The sequence below is a fragment of the Arthrobacter sp. P1_C12_2 genome, from assembly GCF_056406415.1.
Genome location: NZ_JBFUAF010000012.1, coordinates 25,461 through 52,427 on the forward strand (window position 1 = coordinate 25,461; position 26,967 = coordinate 52,427).

21 protein-coding genes and 2 tRNA genes are annotated in these 26,967 nt (G+C 67.4%); 19 read left to right on the forward strand and 4 right to left on the reverse strand.

Annotated elements, in window-relative coordinates:
• Positions 1-29: 29 nt before the first annotated feature.
• Complete coding sequence (locus AC1DZQ_RS13785; protein WP_476964063.1) at positions 30-1,046, reverse strand: sunset domain-containing protein; 1,017 nt, start codon at positions 1,044-1,046, stop codon at positions 30-32.
• A gap of 198 nt (positions 1,047-1,244) precedes the next feature.
• Here AC1DZQ_RS13785 and AC1DZQ_RS13790 point away from each other — a divergent pair, with 198 nt between their 5' ends.
• From AC1DZQ_RS13790 to AC1DZQ_RS13870, 17 genes are all read left to right on the forward strand, one after another.
• Positions 1,245-2,183, forward strand: coding sequence for a LysR family transcriptional regulator (locus AC1DZQ_RS13790; protein ID WP_476964064.1), 939 nt, complete (start codon positions 1,245-1,247; stop codon positions 2,181-2,183).
• Between the two features lie 129 nt (positions 2,184-2,312).
• A complete protein-coding gene (gene ilvD / locus AC1DZQ_RS13795) occupies positions 2,313-4,034 on the forward strand; it encodes a dihydroxy-acid dehydratase (protein WP_476964065.1) in 1,722 nt (573 codons plus the stop codon).
• A 397-nt stretch (positions 4,035-4,431) separates the two neighbouring features.
• Positions 4,432-6,330, forward strand: a complete 1,899-nt coding sequence (locus AC1DZQ_RS13800; protein ID WP_476964066.1) for an acetolactate synthase large subunit — start codon at positions 4,432-4,434, stop codon at positions 6,328-6,330.
• A 2-nt stretch (positions 6,331-6,332) separates the two neighbouring features.
• Entirely contained in the window at positions 6,333-6,845 is a 513-nt protein-coding gene (gene ilvN / locus AC1DZQ_RS13805; RefSeq protein WP_211878190.1) for an acetolactate synthase small subunit, read from the forward strand.
• An 83-nt stretch (positions 6,846-6,928) separates the two neighbouring features.
• Positions 6,929-7,954: a ketol-acid reductoisomerase gene (ilvC, locus tag AC1DZQ_RS13810; RefSeq protein WP_026538933.1), complete on the forward strand. Its 1,026-nt coding sequence runs from the start codon at positions 6,929-6,931 to the stop codon at positions 7,952-7,954.
• 136 nt (positions 7,955-8,090) lie between these two features.
• Positions 8,091-9,686 (forward strand): phosphoglycerate dehydrogenase, encoded by a 1,596-nt coding sequence (serA, locus tag AC1DZQ_RS13815; protein ID WP_476964067.1) that lies wholly within the window; start codon positions 8,091-8,093, stop codon positions 9,684-9,686.
• Positions 9,687-9,891: 205 nt separating this feature from the next.
• A complete protein-coding gene (locus AC1DZQ_RS13820; RefSeq protein ID WP_476964068.1) occupies positions 9,892-12,678 on the forward strand; it encodes an ABC transporter permease in 2,787 nt (928 codons plus the stop codon).
• A complete protein-coding gene (locus AC1DZQ_RS13825) occupies positions 12,675-13,442 on the forward strand; it encodes an ABC transporter ATP-binding protein (protein WP_476964069.1) in 768 nt (255 codons plus the stop codon). Before AC1DZQ_RS13820 ends, AC1DZQ_RS13825 begins: the two co-directional genes overlap by 4 nt.
• 9 nt (positions 13,443-13,451) lie before the next feature.
• Positions 13,452-15,011 carry a methionine--tRNA ligase gene (gene metG / locus AC1DZQ_RS13830; protein ID WP_476964070.1) on the forward strand — a complete coding sequence of 520 codons (1,560 nt, stop codon included), beginning with the start codon at positions 13,452-13,454 and terminating at the stop codon, positions 15,009-15,011.
• Between the two features lie 118 nt (positions 15,012-15,129).
• Complete coding sequence (locus AC1DZQ_RS13835) at positions 15,130-16,182, forward strand: 3-isopropylmalate dehydrogenase (RefSeq protein ID WP_476964071.1); 1,053 nt, start codon at positions 15,130-15,132, stop codon at positions 16,180-16,182.
• Positions 16,183-16,335: 153 nt separating this feature from the next.
• A complete protein-coding gene (locus AC1DZQ_RS13840; protein WP_476964072.1) occupies positions 16,336-17,448 on the forward strand; it encodes a branched-chain amino acid aminotransferase in 1,113 nt (370 codons plus the stop codon).
• 170 nt (positions 17,449-17,618) lie between these two features.
• Entirely contained in the window at positions 17,619-17,993 is a 375-nt protein-coding gene (locus AC1DZQ_RS13845; RefSeq protein ID WP_476964073.1) for a DUF1304 family protein, read from the forward strand.
• A 24-nt stretch (positions 17,994-18,017) separates the two neighbouring features.
• Positions 18,018-18,818, forward strand: coding sequence for an MBL fold metallo-hydrolase (locus AC1DZQ_RS13850; RefSeq protein WP_476964074.1), 801 nt, complete (start codon positions 18,018-18,020; stop codon positions 18,816-18,818).
• A gap of 81 nt (positions 18,819-18,899) precedes the next feature.
• Positions 18,900-19,676, forward strand: a complete 777-nt coding sequence (locus AC1DZQ_RS13855; RefSeq protein ID WP_476964075.1) for a fumarylacetoacetate hydrolase family protein — start codon at positions 18,900-18,902, stop codon at positions 19,674-19,676.
• Positions 19,677-19,816: 140 nt separating this feature from the next.
• Positions 19,817-21,352 (forward strand): glutamate--tRNA ligase, encoded by a 1,536-nt coding sequence (gene gltX, locus AC1DZQ_RS13860; RefSeq protein ID WP_476964076.1) that lies wholly within the window; start codon positions 19,817-19,819, stop codon positions 21,350-21,352.
• A gap of 61 nt (positions 21,353-21,413) precedes the next feature.
• Positions 21,414-22,142, forward strand: a complete 729-nt coding sequence (locus AC1DZQ_RS13865; protein WP_476964156.1) for an HAD family hydrolase — start codon at positions 21,414-21,416, stop codon at positions 22,140-22,142.
• Between the two features lie 104 nt (positions 22,143-22,246).
• On the forward strand, positions 22,247-23,392 hold the full coding sequence (locus tag AC1DZQ_RS13870) for a sialate O-acetylesterase (RefSeq protein ID WP_476964077.1): 1,146 nt from the start codon (positions 22,247-22,249) through the stop codon (positions 23,390-23,392).
• 18 nt (positions 23,393-23,410) lie between these two features.
• On the opposite strand, the gene AC1DZQ_RS13875 is transcribed toward AC1DZQ_RS13870, so the two are convergent.
• Positions 23,411-24,790, reverse strand: a complete 1,380-nt coding sequence (locus AC1DZQ_RS13875; RefSeq protein ID WP_476964078.1) for a hypothetical protein — start codon at positions 24,788-24,790, stop codon at positions 23,411-23,413.
• A 347-nt stretch (positions 24,791-25,137) separates the two neighbouring features.
• On the opposite strand from AC1DZQ_RS13875, the gene AC1DZQ_RS13880 reads away from it, so the two are divergent.
• Both AC1DZQ_RS13880 and AC1DZQ_RS13885 read left to right on the forward strand, forming a co-directional pair.
• Positions 25,138-25,209: transfer RNA gene (locus tag AC1DZQ_RS13880), tRNA-Gln, on the forward strand.
• Positions 25,210-25,338: 129 nt separating this feature from the next.
• Positions 25,339-25,411, forward strand: a tRNA-Glu gene (locus AC1DZQ_RS13885).
• Positions 25,412-25,596: 185 nt separating this feature from the next.
• Here the strand turns inward: AC1DZQ_RS13885 and AC1DZQ_RS13890 are convergent.
• Positions 25,597-26,133 (reverse strand): DUF1697 domain-containing protein, encoded by a 537-nt coding sequence (locus AC1DZQ_RS13890; protein ID WP_476964079.1) that lies wholly within the window; start codon positions 26,131-26,133, stop codon positions 25,597-25,599.
• A 13-nt stretch (positions 26,134-26,146) separates the two neighbouring features.
• Positions 26,147-26,866 (reverse strand): IclR family transcriptional regulator, encoded by a 720-nt coding sequence (locus tag AC1DZQ_RS13895; protein WP_026266447.1) that lies wholly within the window; start codon positions 26,864-26,866, stop codon positions 26,147-26,149.
• Between the last annotated feature and the right edge of the window lie 101 nt (positions 26,867-26,967).

A 26,967-nucleotide genomic window follows, 5' to 3' on the forward strand; every position in this document is an offset into this window, starting at 1 on the left:
AGGGACGGGACGCCGGCCCGGGCCGCCAGCTACTGCCGTGTCCGGCGCGGCGGCCGAAACCCGGCTGCTTCGGCGTGCGCCGGGGAGGCAAACCACACCTCTGCCTGCGTTTCTTCATACGCCGGACTGGTCTCGTCGTGGTAGATCATCGACGAGGCATTGCCCTTGACGGTGAAACCAGCAGGGCCGCTTCCGTCGGCCGCCGGAGCCGCGGACCCCTCCCCGTAGGGCTGCTCAGTGGCCAAATGGCCGGTGGGTTCGGCCGTGTGGCTGGCGGAAGCCTCGGCTGCCGCCGACGAGGCCGCCATCTGCGTCGTTTCCGCGTCAGCGAGGTCCGCGGGCTGCGTCCCGGCGTCGGGCGCCGCGGGCATCGCCGTGCCAGTGGCAGTGCCAGTGCCAGTAGTAGTGGCAGTGCCGGTGCCGGTGAACTCGTCGTCGACCGGTTCCGCTGCTGCCGATTCCGCTCCGGGCAGAGTCGGCGCATGGGGCTCAGTGTATTCAGGGTGGTGTACGGGAAGGCCCATAGCGGCTCCCGCCGCCGCAGCGGTGCCAGGTTCGGCCGCCGCCGTCGCGTGTGCACCGTGGGCGGGATCAACGTGGGCGGCGGTATGTGTATCCGCCGGCGGCGCGGTCTCGGACCACTGGGTCTCCCACTCCGCATCGTCCGCGGCACCTGCTGCTTCCGGGGCCGCCTCGGCGGCCGGCTTGACCGTTGGGGCCGCTGTGGTCGCTGGCGCCTCGGGGGCAGGCGCGGCCGGCTCGGGCGCCGGCGCTGCTTCGGGCGCGGCCATCGCTGCCGCACCGGACACGGTCGCCGCACCGGCCGCCGCCGTCGGATCGGCCGCCGTCGGACCGGGCACTGCCGCTGGACCGGCCGCCGCAGTCGGAGCGGCCGGGGTGCCTGAAGAGGTATCTGAAGAGGCGCCGGTGCTGGTGCCTGCGGCGGTTGAGGAATCTGCGCCCTGGCGGCTCTTGTTGCGGTTCAGCAGCCTCCAGACGACAGCGACCACCACGATGATGACGATGAGCCAGACGATCCAGTCCATAGCAGAGCCTTTCAGTCCGTATTCAGCCCATGAGGCATGGTTGCCGATGCTTGACGTTACGTCCGGGCGAAGCCGGCTGTCCACCCTCCCGGCGGCCGATGCCGGGCAGCCCTGGAGCGGGACGACGGCCCGGTGAGCAGCCCCTAACCAGCAGCCCCGAACCGGAATCAAACCCGGCCCGGCGTGTAGCCTCGCCTCATGGATTTCAAGCGACTGCAGATACTGCGCGAACTCGCCGGCCGCGGGACCGTCGGCGCCACTGCCGAGGCCATGAAGGTCACGCCATCGGCCGTGTCGCAGCAGCTCAAGACCCTGCAGGAGGAACTGGGCGTGGTCCTGGTGGAGAAGTCTGGCAGGGGAGTGCGCCTCACCGAGGCGGGGCTGGCCATGGCCGGCGCCGCCGCCGATGTCTCGACGGCCATGGCGCGGGCGGAAGCAACCATCGACACGTACCGGCGCGGCTGGCAGACGCGGGTGGTGGCGGCCTTTTTTCCCAGCGCCGCGGAGATGCTCCTTCCGGGCATGCTCCACCGGGTCAAGGCCGTCGAGGGGCTGCGGTTCGAAGCGCATTTCGAGGACCCGGGCGTCGCCGGGTTCGCCGGGCTGACCGCAGACTACGACATCGTCCTGGCGCACAGTGTCGACGGTCCGGAAGTCTTCGGCGGCCAGGGCCTGACAGTGGTGCCGCTGCTGGACGAACCGCTGGATGTGGCGTTGCCGGCCGGGCACGCTTTGGCCGGCAAGGCCACGCTGTGCGCCGAGGACGTCGTCGGCTTCCCGTGGATGGGGGTTCCTGAGGGCTTTCCCTTCGACACAGTGCTGCGCCAGATCGAGGTACGGGCAGACGCGCCGGCTGTCCGGGCCCAGCAGTTCCCGGATCTGCGGGTCCTGGAAGCCCTGGTCAGCGCCGGGCACGGGCTGAGCCTGCTGCCGCGGTACACGGCCGTCAGCAACCAGGGCCGGGGCTTCGTCCTGCGCCCGCTGGAGGGCGTGAAGGCGAGCCGGAGCATCGTGGCGCTGGCCCGTCCGGACGTCGCCGCCAGGACCACCATCCAGCAGGTCCTGGCGATGCTCAAGGCCGAGGCCCAGGGTGTCGCCGAAGCCCCGGAACTGCGTGACGCGGCTCACCCGGGCTGAGGCAAACCCGGCCCCGATTTCATGATGTGAGATGAGAGTCCACTATTTGATCGAAATATTCCCGGTTTTCCGCTTAACGCTCCGTTCTTGGGTCGTTGGCGTCTATAGCGGAGCCCTAGACTTTGAGCCATGAGTCAGGACATCCAAACAGCAGCAGACACCAAGCCGGACATCAAGCCCCGCAGCCGGGTCGTCACCGATGGAATCCACGCCGCCCCCGCGCGCGGCATGTTCCGGGCGGTCGGCATGGGCGACGACGACTTCGCCAAGCCGCAGATCGGCGTCGCGAGCTCGTGGAACGAGATCACCCCCTGCAACCTTTCGCTGAACCGGCTCGCCCAGGGCGCCAAGGAAGGCGTCCACGCCGGCGGCGGGTTCCCCATGCAGTTCGGCACCATCTCTGTCTCGGACGGCATCTCCATGGGCCACGAGGGCATGCACTTCTCCCTGGTGTCCCGTGAAGTCATTGCCGACTCGGTCGAGACGGTCATGCAGGCCGAGCGGATCGACGGCTCCGTGCTCCTGGCCGGTTGCGATAAGTCGCTGCCCGGCATGCTGATGGCCGCGGCCCGCCTGGACCTGGCCGCCGTATTCCTTTACGCCGGCTCCATCATGCCCGGCTGGGTCAAGCTCGAGGACGGCTCCGAAAAGGAAGTCACCCTCATCGACGCGTTCGAGGCCGTCGGCGCGTGCGCCGCAGGCAAGATGAGCCGCGAGGACCTGGACCGCATCGAAAGGGCAATCTGCCCCGGCGAGGGCGCCTGCGGCGGCATGTACACCGCCAACACCATGGCCTGCATCGGCGAGGCCCTGGGCATGTCCCTCCCCGGCTCCGCCGCACCGCCCTCCGCTGACCGCCGCCGCGATGCCTTTGCGCACAAGTCCGGCGAAGCCGTGGTCAACCTCCTGCGCCTGGGCATCACCGCCCGGGACATCATGACGCGCAAGGCATTCGAGAACGCCATCGCGGTCACGATGGCCTTCGGCGGTTCCACCAACGCCGTGCTGCACCTGCTCGCGATCGCCCGCGAGGCCGAGGTGGAGCTGACGCTGGAAGACTTCAACCGGATCGGCGACAAGATCCCGCACCTGGGCGACCTCAAGCCGTTCGGCCGCTACGTGATGACCGACGTCGACAAGATCGGCGGTGTGCCAGTGATCATGAAGGCCCTGCTCGACGCCGGCCTGCTGCACGGCGACTGCCTCACCGTCACCGGCAAGACCGTGGCCGAGAACCTCGCCGCGATCAACCCGCCGGACCTGGACGGCAAGATCCTGCGTGCACTGGACAACCCGATCCACAAGACCGGCGGCATCACCATCCTGCACGGCTCGATGGCCCCGGAAGGCGCCGTCGTCAAGAGCGCCGGCTTCGACGCCGACGTCTTCGAGGGCACCGCCCGCGTGTTCGAACGGGAGCAGGGCGCCCTGGATGCCCTGGACAAGGGTGAGATCCACAAGGGCGACGTCGTCGTGATCCGCTACGAAGGCCCCAAGGGCGGGCCGGGCATGCGCGAGATGCTCGCCATCACCGGCGCCATCAAGGGCGCAGGCCTGGGCAAGGACGTCCTGCTGCTGACCGACGGACGGTTCTCCGGCGGAACCACCGGCCTGTGCATCGGCCACGTCGCGCCGGAAGCCGTCGACGGCGGCCCCATCGCGTTCGTCAAGGACGGCGACCGGATCCGCGTGGACATCGCGGCCCGCACCTTCGACCTCCTGGTCGACGGCGCCGAGTTCGAGGCCCGCAAGGTCGGCTGGGAGCCGCTTCCGGCCAAGTTCACGAAGGGTGTGCTCGCCAAGTACGCCAAGCTCGTCCACAGCGCCTCCACGGGCGCATACTGCGGGTAGCGCACGCTGAACAGCTGAACCCAACTAGCTCGCACTTAAGGCCGTTATGAGCGGTCATAACGGCCCTTATCTGCGAGCTAGTTGGGATAGCGTTCAACCAGTGGACACCGTTGTCCAGATAGTGAGACACGGGCCGGGCTCGTTGACACCTGTCTCACTCAGAGGGAAAACTGAACGCATGATCGAGATCGTTACAGCCGGAGCCGCCGCAGTCGAAAGCACTGCAGGTGTTTCCGTCGTACTTACCAAGCGCGTGGCTCATTAGCCTTCACTGGTAACGAACCGTCACGCGCAACCCCTCGAAGAGCCGGCCGGCTGAGGGGTTTTTTTATTTCCCGCACCACCAGCACCACACCGTAATTCCACGATCACAGAAGATCCACAAAGGAAGAGTCCGATGAGCAAAGGATCGCCGATCAGCCCCTCGCTGATGGCCACCAAGTCCACTGGAGCCCACAAGGCTCCGGAACGCGTCGAACGTCCGGCTGACGCCGGCGTCGACTCTGCTGCCGTCTCTCCTGTCCTCGGACCGAACAACGTCGTACCCCCGACGGTCATGACCGGTTCGCAAGCAATCGTCCGCTCGCTCGAAGAACTCGGCGTCCAGGACATTTTCGGTTTGCCCGGTGGCGCGATCCTGCCCACCTACGACCCCTTGATGGCCTCCAAAATGAACCACGTTTTGGTCCGTCACGAACAGGGAGCCGGCCACGCCGCGCAAGGCTACGCCATGGTCACCGGACGGGTTGGCGTCTGCATCGCCACCTCGGGCCCCGGTGCCACCAACCTCGTTACCGCCATCATGGATGCCCACATGGACTCCGTGCCGATCGTGGCCATTACCGGCCAGGTCTCCAGCGGGGTGATCGGCACCGACGCATTCCAGGAAGCGGACATCGTCGGGATCACCATGCCGATCACGAAGCACTCCTTCCTGGTCACGGACCCCAACGACATCCCGCATGTGATGGCCGAGGCGTTCCACCTGGCGTCCACCGGACGCCCGGGCCCGGTCCTGGTGGACATCGCCAAGGACGCCCAGCAGGGCCAGATGACGTTCTCCTGGCCGCCCAAGATCGATCTCCCGGGATACCGGCCGGTGGTGCGCGGCCACAGCAAGCAGGTCCGCGAGGCCGCCCGGCTCATTACTGCGGCCAGCAAGCCCGTGCTCTACGTCGGCGGCGGAGTGGTCAAGGCCCACGCCTCGGCCGAACTGCGCGAACTCGCTGAGCTGACCGGCGCTCCCGTGGTGACCACCCTGATGGCCCGGGGCGTGTTCCCGGACTCGCACCCGCAGCACGTGGGCATGCCGGGCATGCACGGCACGGTTTCCGCCGTGACCGCCCTGCAGCAGTCCGACCTGCTGATCACCCTCGGCGCCCGGTTCGATGACCGCGTGACCGGCATCCTGAAGTCCTTTGCCCCGAACGCCAAGGTCATCCACGCCGACATCGATCCGGCGGAAATTTCCAAGAACCGCACGGCCGACGTCCCGATCGTGGGCTCGGTCAAGGAGATCATCCCGGAGCTGACCGAGGCCCTGCGCCTGCAGTTCGAGGCCTTCGGCACCCCGGACCTGACCACCTGGTGGGCCTTCCTTAACAACCTCAAGGAAACCTACCCGCTGGGCTGGACCGAGCCCGAGGACGGGCTCAGCGCCCCCCAGCGCGTCATCGAACGCATCGGCGCCCTGACCGGACCCGAGGGCATCTACGTCGCCGGCGTCGGACAGCACCAGATGTGGGCCTCGCAGTTCATCAAGTACGAACGCCCGCACGCCTGGCTCAACTCCGGCGGCGCCGGCACCATGGGCTACGCCGTGCCGGCGGCCATGGGCGCCAAGGTGGGAGAACCGGACCGCGTGGTCTGGGCGATCGACGGCGACGGCTGCTTCCAGATGACCAACCAGGAACTGGCGACCTGCGCGATCAACAAGATCCCCATTAAGGTCGCCATCATCAACAACTCCTCCCTCGGCATGGTCCGGCAGTGGCAGACCCTCTTCTACGAGGGCCGCTACTCCAACACCGACCTCAATACGGGGCATGACACGGTCCGCATCCCGGACTTCGTCAAGCTGGCGGACGCCTACGGCTGCGCTGCTTTCCGGTGCGAACGCGACGAAGACATCGACGCCACCATCCAGAAGGCACTGGAGATCAATGACCGCCCCGTGGTCATCGACTTCGTCGTGAGCCCCAACTCGATGGTGTGGCCGATGGTCCCCGCCGGGGTCAGCAACGACCAGATCCAGGTTGCCCGCAACATGACCCCGGAATGGGAAGAGGAGGACTGAACATGACCCGCCACACATTGTCCGTTCTGGTCGAAGACAAGCCCGGTGTGCTGACCCGCGTCGCGAGCCTCTTCGCCCGCCGGGCCTTCAACATCAATTCCCTGGCCGTCGGCCCCACCGAGGTCCCGGGCATGTCCCGGATGACCGTGGTGGTCGACGCCGATGGCGAGCTGATCGAACAGGTCACGAAGCAGCTGAACAAGCTGGTCAACGTGATCAAGATCGTCGAGCTCACCCCCGAATCTTCCGTACAGCGCGACCACATCCTGGTCAAGGTACGTGCGGATGCCGCAACACGCCTGCAGGTCACCCAGGCTGCAGACCTGTTCCGCGCTTCAGTGGTCGACGTCTCCACAGAGTCGGTGGTCATTGAGGCAACGGGCCACCCCGAGAAACTCACGGCACTGCTCTCAGTGCTTGAGCCATTCGGCATCCGCGAAATCGTGCAGTCCGGCACCTTGGCCGTTGGGCGGGGATCCCGCTCCATGAGTGACAGGGCCCTCCGCAGCGCGTAATACCGCACCGCCGGAGCCGCCCCGTTGTACCGCAGCACCACAGACAATATCTACGAAGAATCCACTCAAAAGGAGACACCCCAGTGACTGAAATGTTTTACGACGACGACGCCGACCTGTCGATCATCCAGGGCCGCACCGTCGCCGTCATCGGTTACGGCTCCCAGGGCCACGCCCACGCCCTCAGCCTGCGCGATTCCGGCGTTGACGTCCGCGTCGGCCTGAAGGAAGGCTCGAAGTCCCGCGCCAAGGCCGAGGCCGAGGGCCTGCGGGTCCTGAATGTCGCCGACGCCGTCGCCGAGGCCGACCTCATCATGGTCCTGACCCCGGACCAGGTCCAGCGCCACGTGTACGCCGAGGACATCGCCCCGAACCTGCAGCCGGGCGACGCCCTGTTCTTCGGCCACGGCTTCAACATCCGCTACGGCTACATCCAGCCCCCGGCTGACGTCGACGTCGCACTCGTTGCCCCCAAGGGCCCGGGCCACATCGTGCGCCGCGAGTTCGAGGCCGGCCGCGGCGTGCCGGACCTGATCGCCGTCGAGCAGAACCCGTCCGGCAAGGCCAAGGAACTGGCCCTGTCCTACGCCAAGGCCATCGGCGGCACCCGTGCGGGCGTCATCGAGACCACCTTCACCGAAGAGACCGAAACCGACCTCTTCGGCGAGCAGGCTGTCCTCTGCGGCGGCGCCTCGCAGCTGATCCAGTACGGCTTCGAGACCCTCACCGAGGCCGGCTACAAGCCCGAGGTCGCGTACTTCGAGGTGCTGCACGAGCTCAAGCTGATCGTCGACCTCATGGTCGAGGGTGGCATCGCCAAGCAGCGCTGGAGCGTCTCGGACACCGCGGAATACGGCGACTACGTCTCCGGCCCCCGCGTCATCACCCCGCAGGTGAAGGAAAACATGAAGGCTGTCCTGGCGGACATCCAGGACGGTACCTTCGCCAAGCGCTTCATCGATGACCAGGACGCCGGCGCGCCGGAGTTCAAGGCACTGCGCAAGAAGGGTGAGGACCACCCGATCGAGGCCACCGGCCGCGAACTGCGCAAGCTGTTCTCCTGGATCAAGAACGAGGACGACTACACCGAAGGTTCAGTCGCCCGCTAGGCATTGCCCGGCGGGGGAGCCGGACACCACATTCTGGGGTCCGGCTTCCCTGCTGTCCAGCACCACCCGCATCACCAGCATCACCCGATTCACCAAAATCCCCACCAGATACCCAAGAGAGCTAAAGAGGTCACCGGTGACAAGCACCAAACCTGTCGTACTCCTCGCTGAGGAACTTTCGCCCGCCACAGTCGAGGCCCTCGGCCCGGACTTTGAAATCCGCCAGACTGACGGCTCCGACCGTTCCCAGCTGCTCTCCGCGATCGCCGACGTCGACGCGATCCTGGTCCGCTCCGCCACCCAGCTGGACGCCGAGGCAATCGCCGCCGCCAAGAACCTCAAGGTCATCGCCCGCGCCGGCGTCGGCCTGGACAACGTGGACATCAAGGCGGCCACGCAGGCCGGCGTCATGGTGGTTAATGCGCCGACCTCCAACATCGTCTCCGCCGCGGAACTGACCGTCGGGCACATCCTGAGCCTCGCCCGCCACATCCCGCAGGCCAGCTCCGCCCTCAAGGACGGGGAGTGGAAGCGCTCCAAGTACACCGGCATCGAGCTCTTCGAGAAGAAGATCGGCATCATCGGCCTCGGCCGGATCGGCGCCCTGGTCGCGGCCCGCCTGAAGGGCTTCGACACCAAGATCCTCGCGTACGACCCCTACATCACCTCCGCCCGGGCCGCCCAGCTCGGCGTCCAGCTGGTGACGCTCGACGAGCTCCTGGCCCAGTCGGACTTCATCACCATCCACATGCCCAAGACCCCGGAGACCGTCGGCATGCTCGGCGCCGAGGCCTTCAAGAGGATGAAGAGCACGGCGTACGTCGTCAACGTCGCCCGCGGCGGCCTGGTGGACGAGGAAGCTCTCTACACCGCGCTGCAGGCCGGTGACATCGCCGGCGCCGGCATCGACGTGTTCCATAAGGAACCCAGCACCGACCTGCCGTTCTTCAAACTCGACAACGTGGTGGTGACCCCGCACCTGGGCGCCTCCACCGACGAGGCCCAGGAGAAGGCCGGCGTTTCCGTCGCCAAGTCCGTCCGCCTGGCCCTGGCCGGCGAACTGGTCCCCGACGCCGTCAACGTCGCCGGCGGCGTAATCGCCCCGGACGTCCGCCCCGGCATCCCGCTGATTGAAAAGCTGGGCCGCATCTTCACGGCGCTGACCCATGCCTCCCTCACGCAGTTCGACGTCGAGGTGGCGGGCGAGATCTCCTCGCTCGATGTCAAGGTCCTGGAACTCGCGGCACTCAAGGGCATCTTCGCCGACGTCGTGACCGAGCAGGTCTCCTACGTCAACGCCCCCGTGATCGCCGAGCAGCGCGGCATCAACGTCCGGCTCATCACCACGCCGGACACCGAGTCGTACCGCAACGTCCTGACCCTGCGCGGCGCCCTCAGCGACGGCAGCCAGATCTCCGTCGCCGGAACCCTGACGGGCCCGAAGCAGATCCAGAAACTGGTCGGCGTCAACGGCTACGAGGTGGAGATCCCGATCAGCGAACACCTCGTGGTGGTGGCCTACACGGACCGCCCCGGCGTGATCGGCACCATCGGCCACATCCTGGGCATGAACAACATCAACATCGCCGGCATGCAGGTGGCACGCCAGGCGGAGGGCGGCCAGGTGCTGGCCCTGCTGACCATCGACAGTTCCGTTCCGCAGCAGGTCCTTGACGCGATCAAGGCCGGGATCGGCGCTGACATGGTCCGCGAGGTTGACCTCGAGGACTGAAATCCTCCCCTTCAGGCACCGGCGGCGGCATGACCGCCGCCGGCGGCCAATAGTGGGCGGCTGGTCTGCGTACAATGGCTAGGACCGAATTTCGGGTCTTGGCCGGCAGACCGGCCTTTACTTTTGCACGCCCGGCACGGGACGCCTTCAATTCCTCAGGAAATGAACTGCGGCGTGCGCACGCAATCCAGCTTTCAGGAGCCCAATGAACGCCGTCCAGAGGTTCATCAGAAGCAGAGTGCTTTTGTTGACCGCGTCCATTTTGATCGTGGCCATGTGCCTGTCCGTGCTTGTCCAGGGTCAGTCCCAGGCGGCGCTGAGCAGGACCGTGGACCAAAACTCCCGGGGGCTCTATGACGTCCTGGTGCAGGCCAAGGCGGATGATAACGGCGGCCTGATGCAGCCGGACATCGCCACCGGCCAGGGCGGCATCAGCTTCGAGCAGCTGGATTCGATCCGCAAGCTCTCCGGCACCTCGGTGGCCGCGCCCATCAGCCTGGTCTCGCGTGTGACGCAGAACCTGGAGTCGCCCCGGCTGGACGCCACCGACTACCTGGGCTTCAACGCGGGCCTCGCGGGCACCTCCGGCGACCCGACCGCCACCGACCCGAGCAAGTGGCCGGCCGCGGAATCGGTGCTGAGCGACACGCCCAAGAAATACCGCCTCACGGCCAGCGCTGTCAGCTCCGACGGCCACTCCGACCAGACCCTTTTCAAGACCACCGCCGAGGGCTCCCTCGGCAAGGCGAAGCTGGTCGAGGAACAGGTTGACGGCGGCCAGAACGTCCGCATCCAGGGCCCGGAGGGCGAGACCGGCATCAAGTTCCCCACCCCGGCCGGCGGCTCCGAGCACAACCTCTTCAACCTCTCCGTTTCCCTGCCGATGGCACCGCAGGTGACCGAGTCCGTCGTCGCCGTCGACCCCGTCTCCGAGCGCGCGCTGCTCGGCACGGCCGGTGACTTCCTGTCCCCCCTGGAGAAGGCCCCGCCCGCGGACGCCCGCAACGCCGGCGCGATCGGCCGGCACTTCGAGAGCCTCTTCACCAACGGCATCAGCATGGACGAACTCAAGGAAGGCCCGGACTTCCTCGGCGTCAAGCTCAAGTACTGGGCACCGCTGATGACCCAGTACCAGCAGGCCAAGCGCGACGGACAGCTCACCGACGATTCGCAGGCCATCCCGCTGATCGTGCGCTCGGGCACCGCCCTGGACCTGAAGTACTCGGTCAAGATCGAGGAAATCGACGGCTCCGGCAACGTCACCAAGGACGTCGGCACCGTGACCCGCTCGCTGGACAAGGACTACCTGCCGTTCGTTTCCAAATCCCCGTTCGCCCTCGCCTGGCCCGGGTCCAAGGACCTCTCGCAGCTCATGGGCGACACCGGATCCTTCAGCCAGGGCCTCTACAACCCGGCCACCTGGACCACCAACTTTGCCGCCGCCCCGACGTACCAGGACGGCGAAACCGCCGCCAACGGCGCAGCGAACAAGAGCGCCAGCCCCGGTGACTGGGTCACCGTGAACCGGCTGCCGGACAAGGCCGCCAACGGCGCCGCCGTCGACCAGACCCAGCGTCAGCCTGTCGACGAGCGCTCCTACCGCCAGAACCTCGAAACCGGCAAAAAGCTGGCCACCCCGCTGGCCATGGTCTATGGCACCTTCGACGCCGCGAACGTCAAGGAAGCTGCCGGCGACGTCAACCGGCTGCCCCTGGGCGGCTACGACCCCGCGCCGTTCACCCTGACCAAGGATGCGTCCGGCAAGGACGTCAACACCGAACTCAAGCCGTCGCTGAGCGCCACGGGCCTGGTCAGCCAGTCCGCCGGAGCCATCACCGACTTCTACGGCCTCGCGGCCGCCCGCGGCTACGAGCAGAACGCCTCCGTGATCGACGCCGTCCGGGTCCGCGCCAAGGTTCCCGGCAGCTGGAAGCAGGCTCAGCCCGAGGTGGAGAAGCTCGCCAACGAGATCCGTGACATGGGCCTGCAGGCCACCGTCGTGGCCGGTTCGGCCCGCGAGGATGCCAGCATCGCCGTTCCCGGGTACTCCAAGGACGACGCCGGCAAGGAATCGCCGCTGGGCACCGTGCAGCAGTCGTGGGTCCGCCAGGACGCCGCGGACGCTGTTTCCGGCTCCCTGACCGCCACGAACCTGACCCTGCTGTTCCTGACCCTCTGCGGCGCCGCCCTCCTGACCGGTGCCTCCACCGTCAGCTACATCCGCAAACGGCGCAGCGAGGCCGGAACCCTGCGTGCCATGGGCTGGACCCAGCGCAAGATCCGTTCCTGGGTGCTCGCCGAATTCGGCGTCGGCGCCGCGCTGCTGGCCGTCGTCGGAATCGCCCTGAGCCTGATCAGCTGGAGCACCGCCACCGCAGTGGTCTCGGCGTCAGTCCTGGTGCTGTACTCCGGTGCCGCGTTCGTCGCCGCGCAGCAGCTGCGCCACCGCGAGGTAGTGGACCAGGAGCCGCAGCACGATGAACGGCTCATCGCGGTCGATTCCCCGCTGACCTTCGCCAACCGGCAGCTGAGCACCAACAAGTTCAACACCATCTCCCTGGCCGTTGCCGTCGGTGTTTTCGCCGCGGCCGTCGGCGGGCTGGTCGCCCTGCTGATCGACATTCCCCGGGCCGCCGGTGCCAGTGCCCTCAGCGGGCTGGCCGCGGCCAGCATCGCACTGCCGAGCATCATCCTGGGAGTGTCCGGCGTTGCCGTCGGGCTGCTGCTGACCATGGTCACCGGGCGCTTCGAGCTGCAGGCCAAGCGCCAGTACCTCGGCACGCTGCGGGCCATGGGCTGGAACCCGGACATGCTGGGCCAGGTCCGCTTCTTTGAAAACGCCATGGTGGGAACCGTCGCGCTGCCGCTGGGAGTTGTGGGCGCCCTCGGCATCGGCCTCCTCCTGGCCCCCTATGCCGCGCTGTGGGCCGCAATTGCCGGTCTCGTAGCTGTACTTTGCTGGATTCCGATTGCAACGAAAGTGGTCCAATGACTAACGAGCTGAACCTTGACCGGGAGGCACACGACCGGATGACCGCCAGCACCCGTCGCGGTGCGCACAAGACCCGCGCCAACACGATCGTGAAGGCCACGGACCACGCCACCCCGCTGGAACTGAGCAACATCACCATCCACTACGGCGGCGGCAAGGGCGGTGCCGAGGCCGTCAACGTCGTGGACGACTTCAACATGACTCTGCATGCCGGCGAAATGCACTGCGTCGCGGGCCGCTCCGGCTCGGGCAAGACCAGCATCCTGACCGTCGGCGCGGGACTGACCCTGCCGACGTCGGGCCGGGTGTTCTGGGAAGGCGACTCGCTCGAGACCATGGGCGACGACGAGATCGCCGACCGCCGCCGGGCCCTGATCGGCTACGTTGACCAGGGCGGTGCCCTGATCGACGGGATGAGCGCGCTCGAGAACGTCCTGCTGCCGGCCGTGCCCGACGGCGAGGTCGATCAGCGCCGCGACATGGCCAAGGACCTCCTGGACCTCGTGGGCCTGGGCCGGCGCATGCGCCACCGCCCGGCACAGCTCTCCGGCGGTGAACGCCAGCGCGTGGCGATCGCCCGGGCGCTCATCCTCGGCACCCGCGTCCTGGTGGTCGACGAGCCCACGGCCAGCCTGGACCGTGCCGCCGCCAACCGCATCATCAGCATCCTCAAGGACACGACCTCGGACGGCATTGCCGTGCTGGTGGCTTCACATGACCACGAACTGGTCCGCCAGAGCGATACCCTCACGGAACTGATCTAGATTTAGACCGTGACTTCAACTGACAAGACCCCGTTCTACATCACCACGGCCATCACGTACCCCAACGGGGTGCCGCACATCGGCCATGCGTACGAGTACATCGCCACGGATGCGATGGCCCGGTTCAAGCGCCTGGACGGGCACGACGTCTTTTTCCTGACCGGCACTGACGAGCACGGCATGAAGATCGCCCAGGCCGCCGAGAAGGAAGGCGTCACGCCCAAGGAACTGGTGGACCGGAACGCCGAGATCTACAAGGCGGCGCACGCGGCCTTGGGTGTCTCCTACGACCGCTTCATCCGCACCACGGACGCCGACCACTACGCGGCGTCGCAGGCCATCTGGAAGAAGATGGAGGCCAACGGGGACATCTACCTGTCCAAGTACGAGGGCTGGTACTCGGTCCGCGACGAGGCGTTTTACGTTGAGGACGAGACCGTGGTCAAGGACGACGGCATCCGCTACTCGCGCGAATCCGACACAGAGGTCACTTGGACGGCCGAGGAGAGCTACTTCTTCCGGCTCTCCGCCTATCAGGACAAGCTGCTGGCGCTCTACGAAGCCCACCCCGAATTCGGTGCCCCGCAGTCCCGCTTCAACGAGGTCATCAGCTTCGTCAGGCGCGGGCTGGAGGACCTGTCCATCAGCCGCACCACGTTCGACTGGGGCGTCCCCGTGCCCGGCAACGACAAGCACGTGATGTACGTGTGGGTCGACGCGCTGACCAACTACCTGACCGGGGTGGGCTACCCGGATATCGATTCGGACTCCTTCCAGAAGTTCTGGCCGGCCGATGTCCACGTGATCGGCAAGGACATCTCCCGCTTCCACGCCATCTACTGGCCGGCGTTCCTCATGAGCGCCGGACTGGAGCTGCCCAAGCGGGTCATGATCCACGGCTTCCTGCAGAACAACGGCGTCAAGATGTCCAAGTCGCTGGGCAACGTGGTGGCGCCCGCGGACTTCGTGGCCCAGTACGGCCTGGACCAGGTGCGCTACTTCTTCCTGCGCGAGGTCCCCTTCGGCGCGGACGGCAACTACAACCACGAGGCAATCGTGGGCCGGATGAACTCCGACCTCGCCAACAACTTCGGTAACCTGGCCCAGCGGTCGCTGTCCATGGTGGCCAAGAACTGCGAGGGCAGCGTGCCCGCCCCCGGCGCGTTCTCCGCCGAGGACACCGCGATTCTGGCCCAGGCGAACGCCCTGCTGGACGCCGCCCGGGCCGCGTTTGAGAAGCAGGAGTTCAGCCGCGCGCTGGAGGCCATCTGGGCTGTCCTGGGGGACACCAACGCCTACTTCGCCGAGCAGGCCCCGTGGGTGCTGCGCAAGACCGACGTCGAACGCATGAACACGGTGCTCTACGTGACGCTGGAGGTGCTGCGGATCGTCGCGATCCTGGCCCAGCCGGTGATGCCGACGGCGACGGCGGCGATCCTGCACACGCTCGGCCAGCCCGAGGGCGAGGCACGCGAGTTCGCGGCCCTGGGCACGCCGATTGTCGCCGGCACGGCACTGCCCGCCCCGGCCCCCGTGTTCCCGAAGTACGAGGAACCCGCCGGGGCCTGAGCCCTTCCGACGCCCCCGTACCTCCGAAAGGAAGGTGCGGGGGCGTCGCATTTTCTCGGGGTGATCGAATAGTGAGACGACTTGACCAGAATGTGGATCACTTGGCTAACCTGAAAATATGAGCACATCCACGATTGATCTGGCAGTCATCCCGGGCGACGGCATCGGCCCGGAGGTCACGGCCGAAGCCCTGAAGGTCCTCGAGAAGGCCGCGGCCGCGGAGGGGATCGTGCTCCAGCAGACCCACTACAAGCTGGGTGCGGAGCACTGGCTCGAGACGGGGGAGACCCTGCCCGCGGCCACCCTCGCCGATCTCCGCACCCGGGACGCCATCTTGTTCGGAGCCGTCGGGGCGGCCCCCGGCGATACCCGGATTCCCTCCGGCGTCATCGAGCGCGAGCTCCTGCTCAAGCTGCGCTTCAGCCTGGACCACTTCGTCAACCTGCGGCCCTCCCGCCTGTACGCCGGCGTCGGCAGCCCGCTCGCCAACCCCGGCAAGATCGACTTCATCGTGGTCCGCGAAGGCACCGAGGGCCCCTACGTGGGCAACGGCGGCACGCTGCGCGCCGGCACCCCCCACGAGGTGGCCACCGAGGTCTCCCTGAACACAGCCCACGGCGTGGAGCGCGTGGTCCGCGATGCGTTCCGCCGGGCCAACGACCGCCCCCGCAAGAAGCTCACGCTGGTGCACAAACACAACGTCCTGGTCTTCGCCGGCCAGCTCTGGAAGCGCACCGTCGAAGCCGTGGCCCAGGAGTTCCCCGAGGTCACGCACGACTACCTCCACGTCGACGCCGCCACGATTTTCATGGTCACCGATCCGGCCCGCTTCGACGTGATCGTCACCGACAACCTGTTCGGCGACATCATCACCGACCTCGCGGCAGCCGTCACCGGCGGGATCGGCCTCGCCGCCTCCGGCAACCTCAACATGGACCGCACCGCGCCGTCCATGTTCGAACCGGTCCACGGTTCCGCCCCGGACATTGCCGGCCAGCAGAAGGCCGACCCCACCGCGGCCATCCTCTCCGCGGCGCTCCTGCTCGACCACCTCGGCTTCGCCGGCGCCGCCCGGAAGATCGAGGCGGCCGTCACGGCCGACGTCGAGGCCCGCGACGGCGCCGTCCGCACCACCAGCGAGGTCGGCGACGCCATCGCGGCGGCGCTGTAGGTCCTGGCTGTATTTCCTGGACTGCAGGGCGCCCCGAGGGGACCGCAAGACCCCGCTGCCAACGGGCGTAAGCTTGTTTCGAATCACCAATATGCTGCCGTGGTCCGAGGGTGAACCACGTTCCCACACCAGGCAGCCGATCGTGGAGGAACCATGACTCAGACTGCCCATGGCGTCGAATTCACCCAGCACCCGTCGGAGACCCCGAAGTCTGCTGAAGAGCGTGCAGCCATCCTGGCAAACCCGGGGTTCGGCGACTATTTCACCGACCACACCGCGATTGTGGACTACAGCGTCGACGCCGCAGGCAACGGTGGCTGGCACGACGCGCGCGTCGAGCCCTACGGTCCGATTTCCCTGGACCCGTCCGCCGCCGTGCTGCACTACGGCCAGGAGATCTTCGAGGGCCTCAAGGCCTACCGCCACGCCGACGGCTCGGTCTGGACGTTCCGCCCCGAGGCCAACGCCGCCCGGCTGAACAAGTCCGCCCGGCGCCTGGCCCTGCCCGAACTCCCGGAAGAATACTTCCTCGGCGCCATCCGCGAACTCGTCGCGGCCGACAAGGAGTGGGTGCCCGCCGGCGACGGCGAAGCCCTGTACCTGCGGCCCTTCATGATCGCCACCGAGGCGTTCCTGGGCGTGCGGGCAGCGCGCGAGGTCTCCTTCCGCGTGATCGCCTCCCCGGCCGGAAACTACTTCGGCGGCGAGCTCAAGCCCGTCTCCATCTGGATCTCGCGTGAATACGCCCGCGCCGGCCGCGGCGGAACAGGCGCCGCCAAGTGCGGCGGCAACTACGCCGCCTCGCTGATCGCCCAGCAGGAGGCCGAGGCCAACGGCTGCAAGCAGGTCCTGTTCCTGGACCAGTTCAACGACAACGCCGTCGAGGAACTCGGCGGCATGAACGTCTTCTTCGTCATGAAGGACGGCTCGCTCGTCACCCCCGCGCTGTCCGGCACCATCCTGGAGGGGATCACCAGGATGTCCGTGATCCAGGTGGCCCGGGACATGGGCCGCGAAGTCACCGAACGCAAGATCACCCTGGATGAGTGGCGCGACGGCGTTGCCTCCGGGGAAATTGCCGAGGTCTTCGCCTGCGGCACCGCCGCCGTCATCACCCCCATCGGCGTGCTCAAGGACGCCACCGAGTTCATCGGTTCCGAGGACGCCACGGCGGGGGAGACCACCCTGGCCATCCGCGCCCAGCTGCTCGGGATCCAGACCGGCACCGTGGAGGACACCCACGGCTGGCTGACCCGGCTCGCCTAACCCCCAGGGTCTCCAGGCCCGGAACTGACGGCACGACGGCGGTCCCCACCTTCCGGTGGCGGCCGCCGTCGGCGTCGGCAGCCCCGGGTCCGGCCCGGTGCTCGCTGCTCCCTGGCCGATGCTCCCTGCGGGGCCTTTCCACCCGTCCGCCCGCAGTGCACAATGGGCACATGACGGGGCTGATCCAGGTTCTGGGCGTGATTTTTGGCGTCCTGCTCATCAGTGTCGGCATCATGGAATCCTTCTTCATCCGCCACCAGCGCCTGCATAGGCTTTTCCTGGTCGAACCGGGCGACGTCGAGACCGTCAGGCTGTGGACGTTCAACCTCGGCTTTTACAACGTCATTTGGGGGATCGGCGCCATTGCGGGCGCCATCTTGCTGGGGGGTACCGACGTCGCAGCCGGGGAGTCGCTGCTGCTGTTCACCTGTGTGGCCCACGTGGCCCTGGGCCTCATCCTGTTCCTCTCGGAGCGGCGGCTCTGGGGAAGTGCCATTGCCGAAGCCATCCTGCCGCTCCTCATCTCCATCCTGCTGCTCGCCTGAGGTTGCCTCTGCGAGGATGGGACCGTGACTTCCGAGAAATCCCGCGGCATTGTCCGCAGCAGCGAGCTGACCCGGTTCCGCCTCGCGCCGAACCCGGGCCCCATGAGCCTGGACGGAACCAACTCCTATCTCATTGCCGCCCCGGGGGCGGCGGCCCGGGTCGCCGTCGACCCCGGGCCCCTCGACGAGCCGCACCTGCAGGCGCTGGCCGGCGACGGGCCGGTCGAACTCATCCTGATCACGCACCGGCACGCGGACCACACCGCGGCCGCCGCGAGGTTTTCGGCTTTGACGGGCGCACCTGTCCGGGCCGCGGATCCCGCCCACTGCCATGGCGCACCCCCGCTGCAGGACGGCGAAGTCATCCGCGCGGCCGGAACGGACATCAGGGTTCTCGCGACACCGGGCCACACCGCGGATTCGCTCTGCTTCCACCTGCCGCAGGACGGCCCGCACGGCTCGGTGCTGACCGGGGACACCATTCTGGGCTCCGGAACCACGGTGCTGGACTACCCCGACGGCACCCTCCGGGACTACCTCGACTCGCTGGACCGGCTCGAGCGCCTCGGGCCGGCCACCGTGCTGCCGGCCCACGGCCCGGTGCTGCCGGCGCTGGACGACGTCGCCCGCGCCTACCGGGACCACCGGCAGGGCCGGCTCGAGCAGGTCCGGGCCGCCCTCGCAGCCCTCGGTGCCGACGCCGGCGTCGGCACCGTCACGGACGCCGTGTACGCCGACGTCGATCCCTCCGTCCGCCGCGCCGCCGAGCTCTCGGTCGCGGCGCAACTGGACTACCTGCGGACTCTCCCAACTAGCTGGCAGTAGGGGCCGTTTTCAGCGCTCATAACGGCCCCTGCTGCGAGCTAGTTGGGAAGAGCACACGCGGGGGACGGTAGGCTAGGAACCATGCGTATCGCCCGGTTTGTTGTTGATTCTGATCCCCTCTACGGCATCGTGGAAGGTGAGCCCGGCAGTGAGGAAGTCACTGTCATCAAGGGCGACCCGTTCTTCCACGGCGTGGAACGAACCCCCACGAAGCACAAGCTGGAGGACGTCCGCCTGCTGGCGCCGATCATCCCGCGCAGCAAGGTCATCGGCGTCGGCCGCAACTTCGCGGAGCACGCCCGGGAACTCGGCAACGAGGTCCCGGCACAGCCCCTGCTGTTCCTCAAGCCCAACACCTCCGTGATCGGGCCCAACGATCCCATTGTCCTGCCGGAGTTCTCCGAGGACGTCTCCTTCGAGGCCGAGCTGTGCGTCGTCATCGGCCGGATCTGCAAGGATGTGCCCGAGAACCGTGTCGATGACGTGATCTTCGGCTACACCTGCGGCAACGACCTCACCGCCCGCGACGTCCAGAAGACGGACCTGCAGTGGGCCCGGGCCAAGGGCTTCGACACCTCGGCACCGCTCGGGCCGTGGATCGAGACCGAGCTCGACACCGAGGACCTGCAGATCCAGGGCCGGCTCAATGGCGAACTGCGCCAGGACGGCAGCACGAACCAGATGATCCGCGGCGTCCGGGAGCTCGTCTCCATCGTCTCGCAGGCCTTCACCCTGCTGCCCGGCGACGTCATCATGACCGGTACTCCGGCCGGCGTCGGCTCCGTGCAGGCAGGCGACCGCTATGAGGTCGAGATCGAGGGCATCGGGCGCCTGTCCAACCCGGTGGTCCGCCGCTAGAACCTTCCGCCAGGAAGCAGCCGCGCCGATTTCGGACAGCCGCACCGTGGATCAGTTCAGATCCACGGTGCGGCTGTCCGTTTTCGTAGCGGAATTCCGGGCAGGTAGCGATGGTGGAGGTTGGTAATGTTGGTACCACTATGACTACTGCTTCCGCGTCCGACGCCGTTTCCAGCTCCGCCCTTGCTGCCCCCACCGGTGAAGTCACCGCTGACACCCCGGTCCGTGTCCGGTTCTGCCCGTCGCCCACGGGCACCCCGCACGTCGGCCTGATCCGCACCGCCCTGTTCAACTGGGCCCACGCCCGGCACACGAAGGGCACCTTTGTGTTCCGGATCGAGGACACGGACGCGGCCCGCGACTCGGAGGAGAGCTACCAGCAGCTGCTCGAGGCCCTCAAATGGCTCGGCATCACCTGGGAAGAAGGCGTGGAAGTCGGCGGCCCGCACGAGCCCTACCGTCAGTCGCAGCGGCTGGACCTCTACAAGGACGTCGTGGCCAAGCTGATCGACGCCGGCTACGCCTATGAGTGCTACTCCTCGCCGGAGGAAGTCGAGGCCCGCCACCGTGCCGCCGGCCGCGACCCCAAGCTCGGCTACGACAACTTCGACCGCGAGCTCTCCGAGGACCAGCTCGCGGCGTTCAAGGCCGAGGGCCGTCAGCCGGTGCTGCGCGTCCGGATGCCCGACGAGGACGTCACGTTCACGGACATGGTCCGCGGCGAGATCACGTTCAAGGCCGGCAGCATCCCGGACTACGTCATTGTCCGCGCCGACGGATCCCCGCTCTACACCCTGGTCAACCCGGTGGACGACGCCCTCATGGGCATCACCCACGTGCTCCGCGGCGAGGACCTGCTCTCCTCCACGCCCCGCCAGGTGGTGCTGATCCAGGCGCTGATGGACATCGGCGTCGCCACCTACATGCCGGTCTTCGGCCACCTGCCGTACGTCATGGGCGAGGGGAACAAGAAGCTCTCCAAGCGCGACCCGCAGTCCAACCTGTTCCTGCTCCGGGACCGCGGCTTCATCCCCGAAGGCCTGCTGAACTACCTGTCCCTGCTCGGCTGGAGCCTCTCCGCCGACGAGGACATCTTCACCGTGGACCAGCTGATCGAGCACTTCGACGTCAACGATGTGCTGGCCAACCCGGCCCGCTTCGACATCAAGAAGGCCGAAGCCATCAACGGCACCCACATCCGCATGCTCGGTGCTGAGGACTTCCGGGCCCGCCTGGTGCCCTACCTGCAGGCCGCCGGCTTCGTGGGGGAGAGCCTCACGGCCCGCGAGGAGGACATCCTGGCCGAGGCCGCGCCGCTGATCCAGGAACGCATCTCGCTGCTGGGCGAGGCCCCCGAAATGCTTGCGTTCCTGTTCAAGGCCGACGACGCGATCGACGTCGCCGACGACGCCCGCAAGGGCCTGCCGGAGAACCTCACCGAAGTGCTCGACGCCGCCCTGTCCGCGCTGGAGCCCGTTGCTGACTGGACGGCCGAGAACATCCAGGCAGCCCTGAAGGAGGCCCTCGTGGAAGGCCTCGGCGTCAAGCCGCGCCTGGCGTTCGGCCCGGTCCGCACCGCCGTCTCGGGCCGGCGGATCTCCCCGCCGCTGTTCGAATCCATGGTCATCCTGGGCAAGGATTCATCCCTGGCCCGCCTGCGCGCCTTCCGCGGCTGACATCCGGCCAATGGACACCGCACCCGGACCCGGCAACACGACCGGCCACACGCCGGGCCCCATGACGGGCACCGACGTGCTGGCCGCGGGCCTGGGCGGCGGCGCTGTCCACGGGGTTCTGTTCGACATTGACGACACCCTGGTGGACCTCGAATTCGCCATGACGACGGCCCTCCGCGACGTCAGCGAACACCTCCTGCCCGGCCTGGACGAGGCCGGGTGGGAGAGGTTCGGGCGGATCTTCACCCACGAGACCACCCACTTCTACGACCGCTACCTGGCCGGTGAGCTGACGTTCAATGAACAGCGCCTGCTCCGCGGCCGGGCGGCACTGGGGTACTTCGGCGTCGAACTGGCTGACGGCGAACAGGCCCACCACTGGGTGAGTTCCTACGCGAGCCGCCAGCACGGCTACATTCGGGCGTTCGACGACGTCGGACCCCTGCTGGACGCCCTGGACGCCGCCGGCATTCCCTACGGGGCCGTGAGCAACAACGTCCACGACTACCAGCGCGTGAAGCTGGACGCGGCCGGGCTGGAACGGATTACCGTTCTGGTCGGCACCGACACCGTCGGCGTCGCCAAGCCGGACCCGGCCATCTACCTCGAGGGTGTCCGGCGGATCGGCACCGGCCCCGGCCAAACGCTGTACGTCGGGGACAACCGGCTGCTTGACGCGGAAGGTTCGACGTCGGCCGGCCTCCTCGGTGTCTGGCTGAACCGCGGCGGGGAACCGGCCCCGGGTTTCGTGGGCCGCGAGGTCGGCTCCCTGCTGGACCTGCTGGCGTAGTCGGTTCCGTTCGAAGTACAGATAATAGGGGCATGGGCGGCTTCGCCTAACAAAAGGATGGGGTTTCGGTGTATCAAGCTATGGCCAGATACTGCCGGGGGCTCGTGGTTGGCCTTGCGGTCGTCGGCCTGATGCTGGCAGGTATTGCCCCCGCTCAAGCACGCAAGTCCGTCAACGTGCTGCACGTCTTCCTGGCGGCAGGGCAATCGAACATGTCAGGCCGCGGCCTCCCCGTCGGCGGCTCGCAAGACGCGACGGATCCCCGGATCTTTCAGTACGGCGCAAAGGTCCGGAAAATGCGGCCAGCGACAGTTCCCCTGGACATGCACGACAAGGCAAGCGGGCTCTCGCCCGCTACAACCATGGCCCGCGAGTACTTGAAAACCCAGCCCGATAATGTCGGGGTGCTCATCATTCCCGCCGCGCACGGCCAAACCGGATTCGTCAGTGCCCCGGCGACGCTGACTTGGACTGTCGGCGCAGCAACGGCCCCGGAGCTCGACCTTCCCACCTTGGCGGTTAAGCAGTCGCTCGAGGGAATCGCGGCAGCACAGGCGGCTGGCTACATCGTTGAGCTCAAGGGCATTCTTTGGCACCAGGGCGAAAGTAACTCGTCGATGTCCACAGCCGGATACAGCGCGAAGCTGGATCAGCTGATCGCCTTCTTTCGGGCACGGTTGGCGGCCCCAACATTGCCCTTCGTGATCGGCCTGATGTCACCGGAAGGAATTGCATCCACGCCGGGGCGGAACAACGTCGACAGAAGCCAGCAGGAAACTCCGGCGCGTGTGCCCCATACCGGACTCGCCTGGTCCAGGGCCGGGGGTGTTTACGTGGGCGATTCGACCCACTTCTCCAGGAGCGGCATCGAGTATCTGGGTCGTTCGTATCTGTCCGGATATTTGCGGGCCGCCCGTCTTGCGTCGATTCCGCTCAGCGGACCCGTACCGGCCATCCGGGGCGCCGCTACGGTCGGGGCCCTGCTCACCGTGGCGCCTGGCGTATGGGGTCCTGGGCATGTCACCCTGGCCTATCAGTGGTATCGCTCGCAGGTTGCCATCATTGGAGCCAACGGCCCTGCCTACACCCCCGGTGCCGCTGGCCTGTGGCGATCGATTTCAGTGTCGGTCACCGGTTCCAAAGTCGGCTACGCGGCCGTCTCAAGGACCTCGGCCGGCACAGCCAAAGTCGCCCGCGGCCCCCTCGGTTCCCGCGATGCGGGGAACCGCCACGGGTTGGAACCACGCTGACTCTGGGGCGGGCGCCTGTTATGCGGCCTGCCTCTTCCGCAGCGCCAGGAAGGCGCCAACGGAGCCAAGGGCCAGCACTGCGACGAGTCCCAGTGCCGTGGCGGCGTCGGACTGCCGGAGCATGCTGGTGGGCGACACCGCCGCTGCTCCGGAATACAGCGTGCCGGTGCCGTCGGCAATCCGGGCGTTGCCGTCCGCGAGCTTGTCCGCCCCCGTGGCGAGTTGCGAGGAGCCGGTCGCCAGCTTGGTGTTGCCGGCCGAGAGTTCTGAGGCCCCGGAAGCCAAGGCCTGGGAGCCGCCCAGCAGGCCGGCGTTGGCGGGGTCGGCCGGATTGCCCTTGATCCCGGCGTTCAGGGCCACGGTTCCGTCGGCAAGCCGCGAGCTGCCCTCGGTCATCCGTGCTGCTGCCTTGAGCAGGCCCGGGTGCTCGGGATCGCCGGGGACGCCGTCCATCCCGATCCGGATCTTGGACGTGCCGTCGGCCAGGAGCCGGGTGCCCAGCACAACGCCGGGGCTGCCGGGGTCCTGGCTGTTGAGCTTTCCGGCCAGCGTGGTGAATCCGGCCTTGAGCTTGCCCGTTCCGGCGTTCAGCAGGCCCGCACCGTCCTGCAGCCGCTGCGCGCCGGCCTGCAGCTGGCTGGCACCGGCGTCCAGCTTGTGCGCGCCGGCCGTGATCTTGGCGATCTTGTCCTTCACGACTGAAAGCGGAACCAGACCCTGGACCGGGTCATTCGCCGCCTTCTCCAGCAGTTCCAGTGCTTGAGCCAGGGCCGCTGTCCCGGTCCCGGCCTCCGGGCTGCCGTTGGCACCGCGGTAGCCCTTGAGCTGGTCTGTACCGCCTGCCAGCGCGGCGGTGCCCCCGGCCAGCTGGGCGGCGCCGCCGTCGAGCCGGGTGGCACCGTCGGCGAGGTTGTTCTCGGCGGTGCCCGCCGGCGTCGGCGTGAGCGCGGCCGAAAGCTGCACGGCCCCCGCCGCTAGCTTCTGCGCACCGTCGTCGACTTTGTAGACGCCCGGGGCCAGCTTGCCGGTGACATCTGTTTCGATCTTGACGGCACCTTCGGCCAGCCTTCCGGCACCGGCCTGGAGCTTGTCCGCCCCGGGTGCCAGCTTGGTGCTGATGCCCGACGAGATCTTTTCCGCCCCCGCGGAAAGTTTTCCCGCCCCGGCATCGGCCAGGCCGGCGCCGTTGGCAAGTTTCCCGGCGCCGGCCTCCAGCTGACCGGCTCCGGCGGACGCCTGGGCGGCCCCGTCCTTGAGCTTCGCCGAACCGTCCGTGATGCGGCCCGTGACGAGGGTATAGAACCCCAGCAGGGCAATGAGCAGCAACGCCAGGATGGCGATGGCGAATTGCTGAGCACGGGTCCGGGTCTTGCTGATAGCGGCACGACTCTGTGGCACAGGTGATTCCTCTCGACGTTCGCGCCGGCAGCGGCTCTGCTGACGGCCACCCCAGGCGCTGTGATGCAGCTAACACTGGAAAATGATCGCAAAGCTGCCCGCAGCGGAGTGGGGGAGGGGTGGTTACTCGTTGGTAACTTACCGAGCGTAAACTTGTTTCCGCCGGATTGGCAAGGGTTGGCGCGGGTTTTGCCGCCCTCGACGGCGGGTGCTGCGTGCCGCGGCGGCCCGATCCCGCCGCCGCACGCCCGATTTGTGGAAGTGAAAACTCTCGGGTAAAGTAATTACTCGTGCTGAGGCGCCGGGAGCGAGGGTTTAGACCTAAACATCCGGAGCGAAAGTGCCTTTGGGATATGGTGTAATTGGCAACACTACGGTTTCTGGTACCGTCATTCTAGGTTCGAGTCCTGGTATCCCAGCTCTGAAGTTCCGCGGGTTTCCGCTGAAATTCGGAAGTTTTAAATCGGCTGGTCCGATTTGAAACGGCGGCCAAATGTATGAAACAATCATTTGGCTTGAATGGCAGAAGTGCTGTTCAGGAAGTACGCGGCCCCATCGTATAGCGGCCTAGTACGCTGCCCTCTCACGGCGGTAACGCGGGTTCGAATCCCGCTGGGGTCACAATGGAAACGGTCCCGGGCATCAGCCCGGGGCCGTTTTGCTTTGCCCGGAAATGATGGGCTCCCGGGCGCCGTCGGCGGCAGGCGGCTTGTCTGGTCTGGCCTGCCTGGTCTGCCCTGTCTGGTCTGCCTTGCCTGGTCGGCCCTGCCCCGGCCGGCCGGCCGGGGCTCGGCTGCAGCCCGCGGCTAGAGCCCGACAGCGGCGTCGCGGACCTTGATCATGGTGCGAAGGTTGCGGGTGGTGGTGGCAGCCTTGTACTTCGCCTTCGAGGAGAGTTTGCTGAAAGGGCTGTCCAGGGTCCCGCCGGCGGGTGCGAGCCAGGCCATGGCTTCCGGGCCCAGCCGGGTGAGCTCGGCCCCCTCAAGGGCGCTGCCTGACTCGAAGAGCTCCGCGAGCACCGCCTCATCAGAGGCGAGCGTCAGGTACGTGTGGGTGGACGCGTCGTCCGCCGGGTAAGGGCACGCCTCGACCAGGGCTGCCACGCGGTCCGCCGTCAGCACCACCACCCAGGCGTCGTAGCCGAAGGTTTCCCTCAGGCATGCCTCAAATTCCTGCTTCACGCCGGCAGGATCCAGCTCGCTGGCCAGCACGACGTTGCCGCTGGCTAGCAGGGTCTTCACATCCGAAAACGGCCGCGACTTCAGGGCGTTCTTGAGATCCGCCATCTTGATATTGATGCCGCCCACGTTGATGCCCCGCAGAAACACCGCATAGCTATTCATGGGCACAGCATACTTAGTCGTTGGTCTTGCGCAGCGCTTCCGTCAGGACACGGCCTGCGTTGCAGACCACTTCGGCGTGCAGCCGCCCCGGCTGGCGGGTCAGGCGCTCAATCGGGCCGGAGATGGACACCGCGGCAATCACGCGGCCGGACGGCCCGCGGACGGGGGCCGAAACGGATGCGACCCCGGGCTCGCGTTCGCCGAGGCTCTGTCCCCAGCCCCGGCGTCGTACTCCGGCCAGGACGGTGGGGGTGAAGCGGGCGGACTGGAGGCCTTCCAGGAGGCGGTCGTGGTCCTCCCACGCCAGCAGCACCTGGGCGGCGGAGCCGGCCTTCATGGACAGCTGGGTGCCGACGGGGATGGTGTCGCGCAGGCCGATGGGGCGTTCGGCGGAGGCCACGCAGACGCGCCAGTCGCCCTGGCGGCGGAAGATCTGGGCGCTTTCGCCGGTGGCGTCGCGCAGCTGCATGAGCACGGGGCCGGCGGAGGCGATGAGGCGGTCCTCGCCGGCGGCGGAGGCCAGTTCCACCAGGCGGCTCCCGAGCACGAAGCGGCCCTGGATATCGCGGCTCACGAGCCTGTGGTGCACCAGCGCGAGAGCCAGCCGGTGCACGGTGGGCCGGGCCAGTCCCGTGGCCGCCACCAGCTGCGCCAGCGTGGTGGGGCCGGCCTCAAGTGCGTCAAGCACATGGGCCGCTTTATCGATGACACCGACTCCACTAGAATTGTCCATGTAATGATATTGACGTCTCATTATCTGAGATGCAAGTCAACGCGCTGGCGTATTACTTGGCTGTGCTGGTTCAGTGGAAGCGATAGTCCGTCGGAACGCAC

Coding starts and splice junctions, on each gene's coding strand:
- AC1DZQ_RS13785 (WP_476964063.1), bottom strand. CDS start 1,046: ATGGACTGGATCGTCTGGCTCATCGTCATCATCGTGGTGGTCGCTGTC.
- AC1DZQ_RS13790 (WP_476964064.1), top strand. CDS start 1,245: ATGGATTTCAAGCGACTGCAGATACTGCGCGAACTCGCCGGCCGCGGG.
- ilvD (WP_476964065.1), top strand. CDS start 2,313: ATGAGTCAGGACATCCAAACAGCAGCAGACACCAAGCCGGACATCAAG.
- AC1DZQ_RS13800 (WP_476964066.1), top strand. CDS start 4,432: ATGAGCAAAGGATCGCCGATCAGCCCCTCGCTGATGGCCACCAAGTCC.
- ilvN (WP_211878190.1), top strand. CDS start 6,333: ATGACCCGCCACACATTGTCCGTTCTGGTCGAAGACAAGCCCGGTGTG.
- AC1DZQ_RS13820 (WP_476964068.1), top strand. CDS start 9,892: ATGAACGCCGTCCAGAGGTTCATCAGAAGCAGAGTGCTTTTGTTGACC.
- AC1DZQ_RS13825 (WP_476964069.1), top strand. CDS start 12,675: ATGACTAACGAGCTGAACCTTGACCGGGAGGCACACGACCGGATGACC.
- AC1DZQ_RS13835 (WP_476964071.1), top strand. CDS start 15,130: ATGAGCACATCCACGATTGATCTGGCAGTCATCCCGGGCGACGGCATC.
- AC1DZQ_RS13840 (WP_476964072.1), top strand. CDS start 16,336: ATGACTCAGACTGCCCATGGCGTCGAATTCACCCAGCACCCGTCGGAG.
- AC1DZQ_RS13845 (WP_476964073.1), top strand. CDS start 17,619: ATGACGGGGCTGATCCAGGTTCTGGGCGTGATTTTTGGCGTCCTGCTC.
- AC1DZQ_RS13855 (WP_476964075.1), top strand. CDS start 18,900: ATGCGTATCGCCCGGTTTGTTGTTGATTCTGATCCCCTCTACGGCATC.
- gltX (WP_476964076.1), top strand. CDS start 19,817: ATGACTACTGCTTCCGCGTCCGACGCCGTTTCCAGCTCCGCCCTTGCT.
- AC1DZQ_RS13865 (WP_476964156.1), top strand. CDS start 21,414: ATGACGGGCACCGACGTGCTGGCCGCGGGCCTGGGCGGCGGCGCTGTC.
- AC1DZQ_RS13890 (WP_476964079.1), bottom strand. CDS start 26,133: ATGAATAGCTATGCGGTGTTTCTGCGGGGCATCAACGTGGGCGGCATC.
- AC1DZQ_RS13895 (WP_026266447.1), bottom strand. CDS start 26,866: ATGGACAATTCTAGTGGAGTCGGTGTCATCGATAAAGCGGCCCATGTG.